The following is a 13,828-nucleotide window of genomic DNA, read 5'->3' as shown; positions in this document are numbered from 1 at the left end:
ATATTCATCTGCCAGCGAGAAGCCAGCATGTCTACCTTGACGTTAACAATCAATAAGCAGGATTATCAGCTCGAGAATCTTGACGCCCGTACGACACTGCTCGACGTCTGTCGTCAGCATCTACAAATTACTGGACCCAAAAAAGGCTGTGATCACGGTCAATGCGGTGCTTGTACCATGCTTATCAATGGTCGCCGTGTCAACTCTTGTCTTACACTTGCCATCATGCATGATGGCGATGACATTACGACGATCGAAGGTATTGGGATGCCAGACTCGCTCTCGGCGTTGCAGCAAGCCTTTAAAGATAATGATGCTTTTCAGTGTGGGTATTGCACACCAGGACAGATTTGTTCGGCCACTGCATTAATAGAAGAAGTAAAACAAAATTGGCCAAGCCATGTGAGCACAGACTTACAACATCCTGATGGTCTACTGGTACAAGAAATCGCTGAGCGTATGAGCGGTAACATCTGTCGTTGCTCTGCCTACCCAAACATTATTAAAGCCATCTCACAAGTACTTGAAAGTGAGATGTCAGAGTCTACTGCCCAGACCAATAACACCTCCACACAAAATTCAAGCGTGACAGGTATTTGGTCACCGCCGCCAAGCGAGACGCAACTTGGTAAAGCTTCAGCAGCCAATAAGAATACAAACAAAGAAACAGTAACTGGTACGACAGGAGGCCGCTCATGAAACGTTTTGAATACAGCCGTGCTGATGCACCAGAGCAAGCCGCAATATCTGCAAGTACCAAAGACGCTTCTTTTATCGCTGGTGGTACCAACTTATTAGATCTTATGAAACTAGAGATCGAGAGCCCAATCAAACTGGTCGATATCACCCGTTTAGAATTAGAGCAGGTTGAGACTACTGATAATGGTGGTTTACGTATTGGCACGCTAGTCACCAATAGTGATCTAGCCGCCCACCCTGACGTGATTGCCAATTATCCAGTATTGTCGCGAGCAATTTTGGCAGGGGCGACCGGTCAGCTACGTAACAAGGCGACTACAGGCGGCAATTTCTTGCAGCGTACCCGTTGCTACTATTTCTATCAAACAGACAGCGCTTGCAACAAGCGTGAACCGGGCACAGGGTGTCCTGCTATCAATGGGGAGAACCGTACTCTAGCTGTCTTAGGTACCAGTGATTCATGTATTGCTCAGCATCCATCCGATATGGCAGTGGCAATGCGCTTACTAGATGCGACGATAGAGACGGTTAAAGCAAATGGCTCGACTCGCACTATCGATGTTAAAGACTTTTATTGCTTGCCAAAAGACACGCCGCATATCGAAAATGTATTGGAGGCAGGTGAGCTGATTACGCATGTTGTACTGCCAGCTCCTATTAAGGGTATACATACTTATGACAAAGTACGCGACCGAGCCTCTTATGCTTTTGCACTGGTCTCTTGTGCAGCAGTGGTAGATGTTGATGACAGTGGTAAGTTGAACACAGTACGTTTGGCATTTGGTGGTATTGGTACTAGGCCATGGCGCAATGAGGCGGTTGAAACATTATTGACAGATACCGATGGCAACAATGACGTCATCACACAGGCAGCCGATCTGCTATTGAGTGATGCCAAAGGTAATGGTCAGAACGACTTTAAGATACCATTGACGCGTCGCCTACTAAAACAAGTCATTCAGCGCGCACTAGCGGGCGAGGGAGCATAATCATGGCACTATTACAATCAATCACGCAGTCAGAACCGACCAAAAAACTGACCATGGATGAGCCTGTTGAAACGCTATTTAGCACAACGGCAAGCAAGCTAGTCGGCAAGCCGATCAATCGTGTCGATGGCTCATTAAAAGTCAGCGGGCAAGCGCATTATAGTGCTGAGATACACCTAGACAATAAAGCGTATGGTGTCTTGGTAGGCGCGACGATTGCCAAAGGGCGAGTTGAGAGCATTGATAACGATTCGCTCAAAGGCATTCCTAATATTATTAAGGTTGTGACCGATCCTGAGCATTTTTTACGTAACTCTCAACAAGGTGGATTAAAAAAAGCACCGACGCAGGGAGCGACTGAGATTTTTTATCATGGTCAGCCCATCGCGGTAGTCATTGCTGAGACTTTTGAAGCAGCGAGAGAAGGCGCGAAGGCGCTCAAAATCACTTATACAGACGAGACTGATCAGGCAGCATTGAACTTTACTCAAGAGCTTTCTAATGCACACGCGGTCGATGAGCAGAAAGGTTCTGACAAAAACTATGTCCAAGGAGATCCAGAACAAGGCTTAGCTGATGCGGCAGTGACCGTTGATCGCTTTTATCATACGCCAAGTCAAAACAGCTCTGCGATGGAGCCCCATGCAACATTGGCTCATTGGGAAGACGACAAGCTAGTTCTGTATACTGCCAATCAGATGCTCGCTTCTTGCAAACAGCAAGTCATGGATGCTCTGGACCTAAACAAAGACCAAGTACAACTGATCGCACACTATGTCGGTGGTGGGTTCGGTAGTAAGCTTGGTATTGCTCCTGAATCTATTGCGGCGGCAATTGCTGCAAAAGATCTTGGTCGCCCTGTGCTGATCACTATGACGCGTCCACAAGTGATGGAGGCGACAATCAGACGCTCAAACACGCGTCAGCGTATCGCAATCGGTGCGAACAATGACGGTGTGATCGATACATTGATTCACGATACGATCTCTAGTAATTTGCCAGATGAGGCTTTCTTTGAGCCAACTGCCTTGTCTACACACTATCTATATAGTGGCAAAAACCGCCGTGTAAATTATGAAATGGTAGACATGAACCAAGTGTTATCCGGCTCAATGCGTGCGCCTGGGGAAGCGGTTGGTATGATTGCCGTTGAGTGTGCGATGGATGAGTTGGCTACCCAGTTAGCGCTTGATCCTATCGAACTGCGTCGTCGCAATGAACCTGAAAAAGATCCTAGTAAAGACATTCCATTTTCGACACGTAAGCTGATTGAGTGTATGGAGCAAGGTGCTAAGCAGTTTGGTTGGGATAAAAGAAATGCAAAACCTGCCAGTCAACTAGAAGGTGACTGGTGGATAGGTACAGGCATGGCTGCTGCTGCCCGCGGCAACCAATTACAGGCATCTGAAGCACGTGCAACCCTACAGGTAGATGAGTCAAAAGCACTCGGTATCAAAGCTGTTATCGAGACAGATATGACAGACATTGGTACAGGGTCTTATACGGTGTTTTCTCAGGTAGCTGCAGACCTGCTAGGACTGCCTATCGATCATGTCGAAATGAAGTTAGGTGACAGTGCATTGCCACCAGCATCAGGCTCAGGCGGTAGTTGGGGCGCTGCGAGTTCTGGTAGTAGTGTCTACCTAGCTTGCGAGCAGCTGCGTGAAATGCTAGCAGAAAAAGTTGGTCTGTATCCTGATAACATTCAGTTGGACAATGGTCAAATCAAGAAAACAGGCGAGCATGATTTAACGGCAGTAGAAGCGGCTAAGAAGGGTGGTCAATCGTTTGCTGATAGTACTATTGATAAGCTATCGCAAACCACAGGGCTTTCATTATCAGGAGAGTCGGCATCACAAGAGTATGACTTTGATAATACAGATGCTTACGCGCTTGCAGAAGTAGTCGCTGGCTATGATGAGCAAAAAGTCAGTGCTAAAGGTCAGATAAAGCCGGGTAAGAATGGCAAAAAGTATCGTCAGTCGTCTTTTGGCGCTAACTTCGCTGAAGTCGCTGTTCACAAGGTGACTGGTGAGATTCGGGTTAAGCGTATGACAGGTGCATTTGCCGCTGGTCGTATTCTTAACCACAAAACAGCAACCTCACAATGCTACGGCGGCATGGTGTTCGGTATTGGCTCAGCACTAATGGAGGAAGTTATCCATGATAAACGTGACGGTCGTCTCTGCAATCATGACCTCGCCGAGTACCATGTGCCAGTCAATGCAGACGTACCGCAGTTGGAAGTTATCTTGGTAGAAGAAGATGATCCTTATACCAACCCGATGCATATCAAGGGTATCGGTGAGACAGCTATCGCAGGTGCGGCTGCCGCGATTGCCAATGCCGTCTACAACGCTGTCGGTGTCCGTGTCTACGATTTCCCGATTACGCTCGACAAGCTGCTGTATGAGATGCCAGAGTAATTTTATAAGTTTATATATGACGAAAACCCGCTTACTGAGCGGGTTTTTGTAAATTAATCGGTAGTATGTTTCAACATTATCAAAAAATAATCATTAAATAAGAGACATTATGAATCAAGTTGCTGACATTCTTAAACTGGCAGGTGACGCTCAGCAGCAAGGGGTCGATGCTGTATTGGCAACGGTCGTACATACTGAGGGCTCAGCATATCGCCGTGCTGGTGCGATGATGCTCATCTGTGAAGATGGCCGCTCGGTTGGGATGATTAGTGGGGGCTGCTTGGAGCCACATATTATCAAACGTGCCTTTTGGCTCACGCGTGACGGTGCTACTGTGCAAGTCTATCAGACCGGTGATGACGTTGAATATACAGAAAACGGTCAAGCGCAGGTAGCGATCAACAAAGAAGCAATCGACGCAGATGTTGAGTCAGACGACTTAGATGAATTGGATGGCCTAGACTTTGATGAGTTGAACTTTGGACTCGGTTGTAATGGACGTGTACATGTACTGTTTGAGCGTCTGGCAACAGCCGTACCATTTCTGGATTTAACTTGTCAGGTTCGGCGAACTCAGCAGCCAGTTATGGTTGCTACTTTAATTCGCAACAACGGTTATCAGAATACCGAGTTGACAATAGGCATGCGCATCAATTTAGAGGAACATCACGATTCGGAGGATTTGTCAGACCAAGAGGTAATAAATCCTTTGAATACGATGGCTGATATTGTAGAAAAGTTAGTAGAGTACAAGCTGTCTGAGAGTAATACCGAATACGTGACTATAGAAACGAATGAGGTAACTACTGAGTGGCTCGTACAACGCTTGCAACCACAAGTGCGTTTATTAATTTGCGGCGCAGGCAATGACGTGATGCCACTGGTGACGATGGCAAAGCTACAAGACTGGCATGTCACGGTCATAGACAGTCGTACCCAATATGCGACTCGTATGCGTTTTCCTCAAGCAGATGCCGTGCTGGCTCTATCACTGGAAAATACTGAAAAGCTACTTGAATTGAGTAGTAATGCGGCGGTTGCTATGATGTCACATAGTCTTAGTCAAGACCGCGCTCGCTTGGCGATACTGTTAGCGCATACGCAGAATTATAGATATTTAGGTCAGTTAGGGCCACGTTATCGTACCGAACGCTTAATCAATGAAATCAGCGCCACTCTCACACAACCTGACGTCTTGGCTGCTGGTATCCGTAAGTTGCATTATCCGATTGGCTATAAGCTAGGCGGTGATGGCCCTGAAGCTCTTGCGCTTGGCATCATGGCACAGATAAATGCAGTCATGCATGGGCAAGCTGCATCAGTAGAAGGCTCTCACAGTGAGGGCTCGAATGTAGCAAAAAGCGTTGGTAATACGGATGCTGATATTGTGCCGAGTACCGTATGAATAGTATCGTTTTAGAAGACAATGATAGACAGGGGCAAAATCATGCGGTCATCATATTGGCAAGTGGCCTCAGTCAGCGTCTAGGTCAACCTAAACAGCTACTTGTTAAGAATGGCGATCCGTTGATTAATTCTATGATCCGATTGGCGGCGAGCACCAATCCGCAATTCATTGTCGTGGTGATTCCTGATAAGCATCCTGCAATTGCCAGTGCAGTCACAGAGCTGGCTATACAATATCCAGCGGTTCAAGCGGTGCTAAATTCAAAACCTGACACCGGCATGGCGGACAGTTTGTATTTGGGTATTGAGACCATTGCTAGTTTTGAAATTGCCAGTCTTGATGCTGATTCAATCGAGCGCGTGCTTATTATAGGCGTTGATCAAGTTTTATTAGATGAGTCGCATTTAACCGCATTGTTGGCTGGTGATCAATCCGTGGTGGCAAGTGGCTATTGTAGTTGGCAGCGTTTAGAAAAGCATCAAAATTTGGACGAAGCGGAATCTAATAAAAACTCTGCTACTAGCAAACCTGCAAACCATATCATTGGTCTACCTTTAGCAATTAACTATCAGCTGCTTAAACAATGGCAGGCAATGTTAGCAGGAGATAAAGGGTTACGATATTTGATTAGAAGGTTACCAGCCGATCAAATAGGTACAGTGATCAACGATAATCTTACCTATGATATTGATACGCCCGAGCAGCTTATCTATGCCAAACAACGAGGCTGGCTGGATAAGAAATCCTAGCGATAATAAGTATTAAGCGACCGAAATGACAAGCATGATAGAAACCGAACGACTGTACCTTAGACAGTGGCAAGCTAGTGATTTTACGCCATTCGCTGAGATGAATGCCAATCCTGAAGTGATGGAATACTTTCCTAAATTATTAACCACTTCTATGAGTAACATTATCGCTAAAAAATGCCAGACGCTGATTGAGGATAATGGATGGGGGTTTTGGGCGGTGAGTCGCAAAGACAGCTCAGATAAAAATGATGATTTTATCGGTATGGTTGGGTTAAATGAGGTACATGCTGATATGCCATTTGCCCCTGCTGTTGAGATCGCTTGGCGCTTGCATAGTGAGTATTGGGGACAAGGGTATGCGACCGAGGCCGCGCATGCTGCTTTGCGCTATGCTTTTGAGATATTAGAACTTAGTGAAGTCGTTGCCTTTACTGCCGTTATCAATAAGCGTTCGCAAAAACTTATGCGACGCCTAGGTATGAGCAATACACAGCAAGATTTTTATCATCCTATGCTTAATGCTAAGCACCCACTTGCTGAGCATGTCCTGTATAAAATTACGCGGCAGCAATGGCAAGTCCTTAGAGCATAACGCATTCTATTTATCCGATGCGGCTGATCTCGAAAACGTCAAAATATGCCCCTTAAACGGTAACTCTAGATAAGTCGTATTTTCAGGTTTGATATGTTGACTACTATAGCCATACTCAATCATCTTGTTGGTCAGTTTGTTTTTGCGGCCACGGCCAGGGTCGACTACGATGACCTCACAGGTCGGTAAGGCATGGCGCTCGATAAATTCAGCAAGTATATCGATATGCTGGTCTTCATAGAGCAAGTCACTGCCAATAATCATATCAAACTTGCCAAGGTGGCTATTGTCCTCTGCCCAGTCTAAGCGCTCAAAATTAATCTCTTTATTATTATTGAGCGTGGTATTTCTATCAAGGAAATATTCAACCGTGGGATGATAGTCGGTCGCTGTGATGTCTGCATGGCGATGATTGAGCAGGAGACTCGATAGCGCCATGCCACAGCCCACTTCCAAAATTCGTTTACCCGCAATATTGTAATCGAGCATATGATTGGCCAGTACCAAACTGGATGGCCATATGACGCCAAACATCGGCCAAGACGCCGAGCAAATGCCCAAATTTAACGCCTCATCATTAGGGTCGCTAAATTGTTGATTGTCACGCAAAGTGCACACATGAATATCAGTGTTGCCAATTTCGATCGTTTGATAGCGCACGCGCACGGTGGTCAGCGAAGTCATAAACTGTCCTAAAAAAGAAGCAAGAATGCAAAGCCTGGCAGAGGGTGCCACTTTCAGTAAGGTAGGACGTTGGAGGCGATAATTTAAATCTTGGAAATGGTGTAAAACTCGATGTTGTAGAAGCTGATATCTCGTAGAAACTTAGTCAGTGACAAGATAAGTCTGAGAAGAGTATGCCTCAAATAGTGACAAGTTATTGTTAATTCTGAAGGTATTGTTATTGCTGCATCAGCTTAGCTATAACTAAAGCATGGCATCGAGAAAAATACGAGAAGCGTTGATGTGTGGAAATTTATAAAGAGTAATGAAAAATATTGTGCGCTTTAGTGGATATAAGCGCACGAATCTAATATGGAGTGTATCTTTGATATTTTTAATTTAATCAGCTAAGAAATTTTAGCCCAGACGTTTTTAATGCCCATACTAGCTCTACAAAGGCGCGACTGTTGGTTAAAGGTTCACCATCGATAATAAGCACATAGCCCGCGCCATCAATCCATAAAAACACAAAACTGATTTCAGGAATGAGTAAATCAACTTGCTGAAAAAACGAGATGGCTTGACTCTCTACTGCCCAGCCGCGTTGCTTTTGGCGAAGCATAAACCCTGAAAAATCGGCGGCGGCGACACTGAGCATGTCCGCTTCTTCTTGACTGTAGCCAATCCGAGCCAGACAAAACCCTTCATCAGAGCCGATCGCAGCACGGCGTTTGCCCGATAAACTCGCCACCACATAAGGCAAAAACTGATCCAGTGGCAAATTGGGTGCGGGTAAAAGCAAAGACAGTTTTTCAATCCAGCCTTGCTCGATAAAGCTCTGTAGCCAGATATCAGAATAACGCTGTAACCAATCAGCAGCGAGTAGTGTCTGCCCATAAGACAATAAATCTTGTAGTGCTAACTGCTCGTCAGTTGGCTCATTTTGTGAAAACGCCTCAAAAATACCAGCAGGCGTGAGGGTTAGATAGGTTTTATCAGCATTTAAGTAAGAAGACATAGCGGCTACCGTAGTGATGAAAGGGTGATAAAAAATATTTAAGGTTATAAACAAACGATGATCTATCGTGTAGTAGAAAGTCTAATGGTTTGGTCAAGGTGCTGTTGGCAATTGTCCCAGCGCTTATCAAACTGCCAATCACTTTTGCCCAAGCTAAACCACACTAAGGAAAATGCCAGACGATCGTTGCGTGCCATACAATAGGCAAAAAACTCATTCTCAATTTGCTCAATGGTGCCCCAGTCTTGATCAGCACATGCTTGCATCAGCTCGCTTGTGATGTCTTTAGCGACTTCTTTGGCATCATCGCTACTGATACGCAGTCGCTGTTTCTGCTCATTGAGCGACGGCGACACCAGCACGCTCCAGCGAGTGGCGAGCATACTGTTGCGCTGAATGTAGCTCTTTTTATCAATACAATCACGAAACCCTTGCTGGGCATCAGGATGCAAACGATCCTTGATACGTGTAAAGAGATTGTTGACATCGTACGGAATATCAAACCAACACCCATAGAAAAAGTCCGCTATAGCGCCTTGTAACGGTTCTTTTTCAGTCATCAGTAAGGCGGCGTTGATACGCTGCTCATGAAAGTGACGGTTATTGGGTGCCAAAAACACCTTGCGCGAATAAAGTCGAAATACTCGGTGCGCCACTTTCTCATTTTCTTTGATCAGGTCTGCATCAGACATCATAGTATCCTTGTATCATAGCCGTGATGGCAATAAGCGCAACAAGCCACCGCCTAATTCCGTAAAACGAAGTGCGATATCAATAAAGCGAATAAGCGATCAGTCCAATAGCGTTTGCATCAAATCAATCATAAACTCAGCATCTTCTTCGCTCATTGGCTCAAACCCTTGAGGCATGCCAAGCTCAGCCAAGGCTTCTTTACCATCTGCATCGTTATGCAAATTGAGGATGGCCTCTAGGAAGATTTGCGCATCGGGAAAGTTTTCTTTAACAAGGAGTACATGGCTGATGTCGGCCAAATCACTCTCAATCAGTACCGATAGCTGGGTTTTGGTTAAGCGTGAGAAGCTGTGGAAGATTTCCGCTAAGAAAAAGGCAGCTTGGGCATCGCCTTTGATCACTTTGCGGGCGGCGGCTTGATAGGTCTCAGTCACATCCCAGTTAAGATCAGATTCTTCTATATCGACGGCTTCTAGTAAACGCAAACCAATCAGCTTGACGTCGCGGTTGTCTGCCATCGCCACAGTTGCGCCTTTAGTGATATCTTCTAAGCGGTTGATATCGCTATTGGCCGCTGCTGCAATCACCATTTCATCAGATTTACCGATAGGGCGCGCAATGGCTCGATAGCCTTGCTCGCGGATGAGGGCGGCTGCATCAAAAGGATTGGCATAGATAATTTGAATATCACCTGCCTCAATCAATGCTTCTTGCTCAGCATGTGATGCTGGGATGTTTAGGTGCATGTTTAGGTTGGCACGTTTTTGAATCAAGGTATTGAACATATGCCAGCCTGCAAAGCGCTCAGGCGAGAAATCAGGGGCGATTAACATATTGTGTGTCGTCATGATTTAGCCTTCCTCATCTTGTTTCATTTGGGCGTACTGCAACATCGCCGCTTCGATTTTGCTGCGTGATGGCTTGCGGCGTACTGAGGTATAGCCAACGGTTTCGCCGCGGCGAACATTGGGTACGACAGTGGCATATACCCAATAGTGACTACCGTCTTTGCATAAGTTTTTGACATAGCCATGCCATTTTTGTCCAGATTCAGCGGTATCCCATAGGTCTTTATAGGCGGCTTTTGGCATATCAGGGTGGCGCAAGATAGATTGCGGTTGACCGATAAGCTCATCAACGCTGTAGCCACTAATCTCGACAAAGGCATCGTTGACATGAGTGAGGATACCGTCCAGATCGGTACGCGAGACAATCAGTTTGCCATCGGGATAAGGGCGTTCTATTACCGTATCATAGACAGTCCGTGACGTGCCATCATAATAGATTAGGGTGATTTGCTCAGCAGGCAGGTCAGGCTTGTGTGCATCAGGGATTGGAGAACCCATGGTCATCTCCTTCGTTAGTCGTTATGTCGTCAATGCTCTATAAATTGGATATGGTGTTAGCCTTGCTTAGTCTACTAGTTATAGGGCTTTCACTTGGCTTCCTTGTATCCAAATCATATTGAACCGACTATGTTTATAATAATTAAAAGCGAATAGATAAGGTGCTTATCAAAAGCTAAAGCTACCAATCAAATGAGTTTTGACAGGGCTTCTGAAGCACGCTTGATGTCTAAGAATATCAAGCCAAGCTTGGCGTTGGGCTTTGCCATGATGGTGAGTACTGCTTCATCACCTGATGAAGTCATGATCACATAGCCTCTTTCTCCTTGAATCATGATGCGATCGATACTGCCGCGTGCCAACTCGCGGCCTGCACGGTCACCCAGTGATAGCAATGCTGCTGACATCGCCCCAACACGGTCTTCGTCAACGCCTGTAGGTAGAGCTGAAGCAATCATCAGACCATCGTTAGAGATTAGGGCGGATGCTTCAACATCTGCTGATGAGCTGTTTAAGTCTTCCAATATCTGTTGAAATGAATCTGTACGCATATCGCTTTCTCTATACTGTGTGTTAATTTTTATTTATGAACTATAGTTAGCCAAAAATAACCCTGTTTAAAAAAGGGTATTATAAATCCTTACTAAAGATATTGATATAGTAAATCCCTATTTAAACTAAGGTTATGAACATTTCTTTCTTTAATTTCATAAAATTTTTAATATTTTTGCCAAAAAAAGCCCTAGTCATTGAATGACTGGGGCTTTTTAACTGAGATAAATAAAGGTAGCTTGACTATATGGTCTCGCGCCATTGTCCTTTAACCATAATACCTTGGATGGGGTTAAGCCCCATTTGGTATGCCAAATCAGCAGGGCGGGCGATGTCCCATAACGCCAAATCAGCGTCACAACCAACCTCTACTTTTCCTTTATTAGATAATCCTAAAGCCTGCGCTGCATAAATTGTTGATCCTGCCAATACTTCTTCAGGGGTGAGGTAAAATAGCGTACAGCCCATATTCATCGTCAATAGCAGCGATGTTAAGGGTGAGGTTCCGGGGTTGCAATCGGTCGAAATCGCCATGGGTACGTGGTGCTTACGCAGTGCCTCAATTGGTGGCAGCTTAGTGTCACGCAAGGTATAAAACGCTCCGGGTAATATCACCGCAACCGTGTTGCTAGCGGCCATCTTCGCTATGTCAGTTTCTGATAAGTGTTCTAAATGGTCGCTAGATAGCCCTTTATATTCGGCAACCAATGCACTACCGCCGATATCAGATAACTGCTCAGAGTGTAGTTTGACGGGCAGCTCTAATGAGCGCGCGACCTCAAAAACGCGTCTGATTTGATCGCTACTAAACGCAATGTTTTCACAAAAGCCATCGACCGCATCGACCAAGCCTTCTGCATGTAGAATCGGCAGCCACTCGCAGACTTGCTCGATATAGTCGTCTGCACGGTCCTGCATATGAGACTTGTACTCAGGTGGCAAGGCATGAGCCGCTAGATAAGTGGTACTCACATGAATGTCATATTTTTCGCCAAGCTGGCGAGCGACAGTAAGCATTTTGCGCTCAGTGTCTAAGTCCAAACCATAGCCCGACTTGATCTCGATACTGGTGATGCCTTCTTTAATGAGGGCGATTAAACGCTTTTCACTTTGTGCAAATAGCGATTCAATGCTGGCGGCGCGGGTGGCGCTCACGGTTGCGACGATACCGCCACCTTGTGCTGCGATGTCTTGGTAACTGGCACCTTGCAAACGTGCTTCGAACTCATTGCTGCGGTTGCCGCCATAGACAATGTGTGTATGACAGTCGATGAGTCCAGGCGTTATCCATTTGCCATCGACGTTTGTAATTTGATTTTCTTGATAATGAGGTAGATGTGCAGTAATTTGCTCCTGTGCCCCAAGCCAAGCAATTTCGCCGTCTTTAATACCGATAGTCGCGTCATGTAGTTGACCATATGGGACGCTATCAGTGTCTTCTTTTTCGTAAATATCAAAACCATGTTGTGCCGAGAACGTCGCAATGTTGGCATTGATAATGAGGTGGTCAAACGATTTCATAGTAGGTTTGTCGAGCGTCTGCTCGTTAAAATTTTCTGATTCATTCATAGTATGCTCCTAATGATTGGGAGGCGAGTAACCTATTAAGCCCTTTTTTTTTGTAAGAGCTAGCTGACAAGTAAGTGCTGTTCTACAATCGTTGCCAGCAGTCGAGCAGCCACTTTGCAGCTACGACTATCAACATCAAAGGTCGGGTTGATCTCAGCAATATCGGCCATTTTTACTTTATCTGATGACATAATCAGCTTGACTATACGCTCAACAAAACCAAGCTCAATACCAAAGGCGGCAGGCGCACTGACACCTGGAACGACACTAGAGGGGAGGCAATCCATATCGATGGTGAGATAAATAATATCAACCTGATCTATGAAGCTTTTGACCTGCTCAGCAATTGTATTCCAAGGCCGATAATGACAGTCTTCGTCACTGATGACGTGCACGCCCAGTTGCTCAGCGCGATCAAAAAGTGCGGCAGTATTAGAAAACCGGCTAACCCCTATACAGCAATAATGAAAGGGCTGCTCGTGTGCGTCAAGGTGCTCAGCAATTTGACGAAACGGTGTCCCAGAGGTCGCCACATCAGACTGACGAATATCAAGATGGGCATCAAAATTAATGATTCCGATTGTCGGTGCTGCGGATGTGCTGACAGTCGTGTCATTTGTTTCTTTTAACGCTTGCCACAATCCCAAAAAGCTGCCGTAAGCGATGGCATGACCACCGCCCAATCCGATGGGTAGTCCACCTTGTTTGATGATAGTGCCGACTGCATCGGCATACTTGATCTGAGCTTGCTCAAGTGTACGCTCGGCAAAGCCGTCGTTGTCATGACAGTGAATATCACCCGCATCACCGAGTAAGGATGGTAGTTGATCGTCAAAGCGTTGTTGCAACTCGGCAATGACTGGCAATGCAGCGAACGCGTGACGAATCAATGGCGGAGCAGCTCTAGCACCCACGCGGCCTTGATTGCGTCTAACGCCTTGGTCACAGGCAAAACCAACCAACCCGATATTTTGAGCCTCATAAGGCTGGGCAAGCTGATACCAGTAGCGGGCGCGCGCAGTCTCAAACGGCTCAGCACGGCCTGTCCACTGGGTCATATCAGCAGGTGTATGGTTAATGGGTGTGGTTGCTACTGTCATCGTTGCTCTCCTTTAACCAAT

Annotated in this window: 14 protein-coding genes; 6 read left to right on the top strand and 8 right to left on the bottom strand. The window is 45.9% G+C overall.

Features of this window, described 5'->3' with window-relative positions:
• Positions 1-27: 27 nt before the first annotated feature.
• From AC5JPT_RS06435 to AC5JPT_RS06410, 6 genes are all read left to right on the top strand, one after another.
• The gene (locus AC5JPT_RS06435) at positions 28-699 is read left to right on the top strand and encodes a 2Fe-2S iron-sulfur cluster-binding protein (RefSeq protein WP_493857523.1); all 672 of its coding nucleotides are present in this window, start codon (positions 28-30) and stop codon (positions 697-699) included.
• Positions 696-1,688, top strand: coding sequence for an FAD binding domain-containing protein (locus AC5JPT_RS06430; protein WP_493857522.1), 993 nt, complete (start codon positions 696-698; stop codon positions 1,686-1,688). Before AC5JPT_RS06435 ends, AC5JPT_RS06430 begins: the two co-directional genes overlap by 4 nt.
• 2 nt (positions 1,689-1,690) lie before the next feature.
• Positions 1,691-4,114 (top strand): molybdopterin cofactor-binding domain-containing protein, encoded by a 2,424-nt coding sequence (locus tag AC5JPT_RS06425; RefSeq protein ID WP_493857521.1) that lies wholly within the window; start codon positions 1,691-1,693, stop codon positions 4,112-4,114.
• Between the two features lie 109 nt (positions 4,115-4,223).
• The gene (locus AC5JPT_RS06420; RefSeq protein ID WP_493857520.1) at positions 4,224-5,519 is read left to right on the top strand and encodes an XdhC family protein; all 1,296 of its coding nucleotides are present in this window, start codon (positions 4,224-4,226) and stop codon (positions 5,517-5,519) included.
• Positions 5,516-6,271, top strand: coding sequence for an NTP transferase domain-containing protein (locus AC5JPT_RS06415; protein ID WP_493857519.1), 756 nt, complete (start codon positions 5,516-5,518; stop codon positions 6,269-6,271). The genes AC5JPT_RS06420 and AC5JPT_RS06415 overlap by 4 nt, the downstream gene beginning before the upstream one ends.
• A 34-nt stretch (positions 6,272-6,305) precedes the next feature.
• Complete coding sequence (locus tag AC5JPT_RS06410; protein WP_493858439.1) at positions 6,306-6,866, top strand: GNAT family N-acetyltransferase; 561 nt, start codon at positions 6,306-6,308, stop codon at positions 6,864-6,866.
• Positions 6,867-6,872: 6 nt separating this feature from the next.
• On the opposite strand, the gene AC5JPT_RS06405 is transcribed toward AC5JPT_RS06410, so the two are convergent.
• The 8 genes from AC5JPT_RS06405 to hutG all read right to left on the bottom strand — a co-directional run bounded on the left by AC5JPT_RS06405 (position 6,873) and on the right by hutG (position 13,807).
• Entirely contained in the window at positions 6,873-7,550 is a 678-nt protein-coding gene (locus AC5JPT_RS06405; protein ID WP_493857518.1) for a class I SAM-dependent methyltransferase, read from the bottom strand.
• A 382-nt stretch (positions 7,551-7,932) separates the two neighbouring features.
• A complete protein-coding gene (locus tag AC5JPT_RS06400) occupies positions 7,933-8,547 on the bottom strand; it encodes a hypothetical protein (protein ID WP_493857517.1) in 615 nt (204 codons plus the stop codon).
• Positions 8,548-8,609: 62 nt separating this feature from the next.
• A complete protein-coding gene (locus AC5JPT_RS06395) occupies positions 8,610-9,239 on the bottom strand; it encodes a hypothetical protein (protein WP_493857516.1) in 630 nt (209 codons plus the stop codon).
• Positions 9,240-9,338: 99 nt separating this feature from the next.
• Positions 9,339-10,088, bottom strand: a complete 750-nt coding sequence (locus tag AC5JPT_RS06390; RefSeq protein ID WP_493857515.1) for a PhnD/SsuA/transferrin family substrate-binding protein — start codon at positions 10,086-10,088, stop codon at positions 9,339-9,341.
• Between the two features lie 3 nt (positions 10,089-10,091).
• A complete protein-coding gene (locus tag AC5JPT_RS06385; protein ID WP_493857514.1) occupies positions 10,092-10,586 on the bottom strand; it encodes a PAS domain-containing protein in 495 nt (164 codons plus the stop codon).
• A gap of 188 nt (positions 10,587-10,774) precedes the next feature.
• The gene (locus AC5JPT_RS06380) at positions 10,775-11,137 is read right to left on the bottom strand and encodes a roadblock/LC7 domain-containing protein (protein ID WP_493857513.1); all 363 of its coding nucleotides are present in this window, start codon (positions 11,135-11,137) and stop codon (positions 10,775-10,777) included.
• Between the two features lie 244 nt (positions 11,138-11,381).
• Positions 11,382-12,707 (bottom strand): imidazolonepropionase, encoded by a 1,326-nt coding sequence (gene hutI, locus AC5JPT_RS06375; protein WP_493857512.1) that lies wholly within the window; start codon positions 12,705-12,707, stop codon positions 11,382-11,384.
• 59 nt (positions 12,708-12,766) lie between these two features.
• On the bottom strand, positions 12,767-13,807 hold the full coding sequence (gene hutG, locus AC5JPT_RS06370; protein ID WP_493857511.1) for a formimidoylglutamase: 1,041 nt from the start codon (positions 13,805-13,807) through the stop codon (positions 12,767-12,769).
• Positions 13,808-13,828 lie beyond the last annotated feature (21 nt).

This window comes from Psychrobacter sp. H26 (genome assembly GCF_059073035.1).
This window is presented reverse-complemented; position numbering and strand designations above follow the sequence as displayed.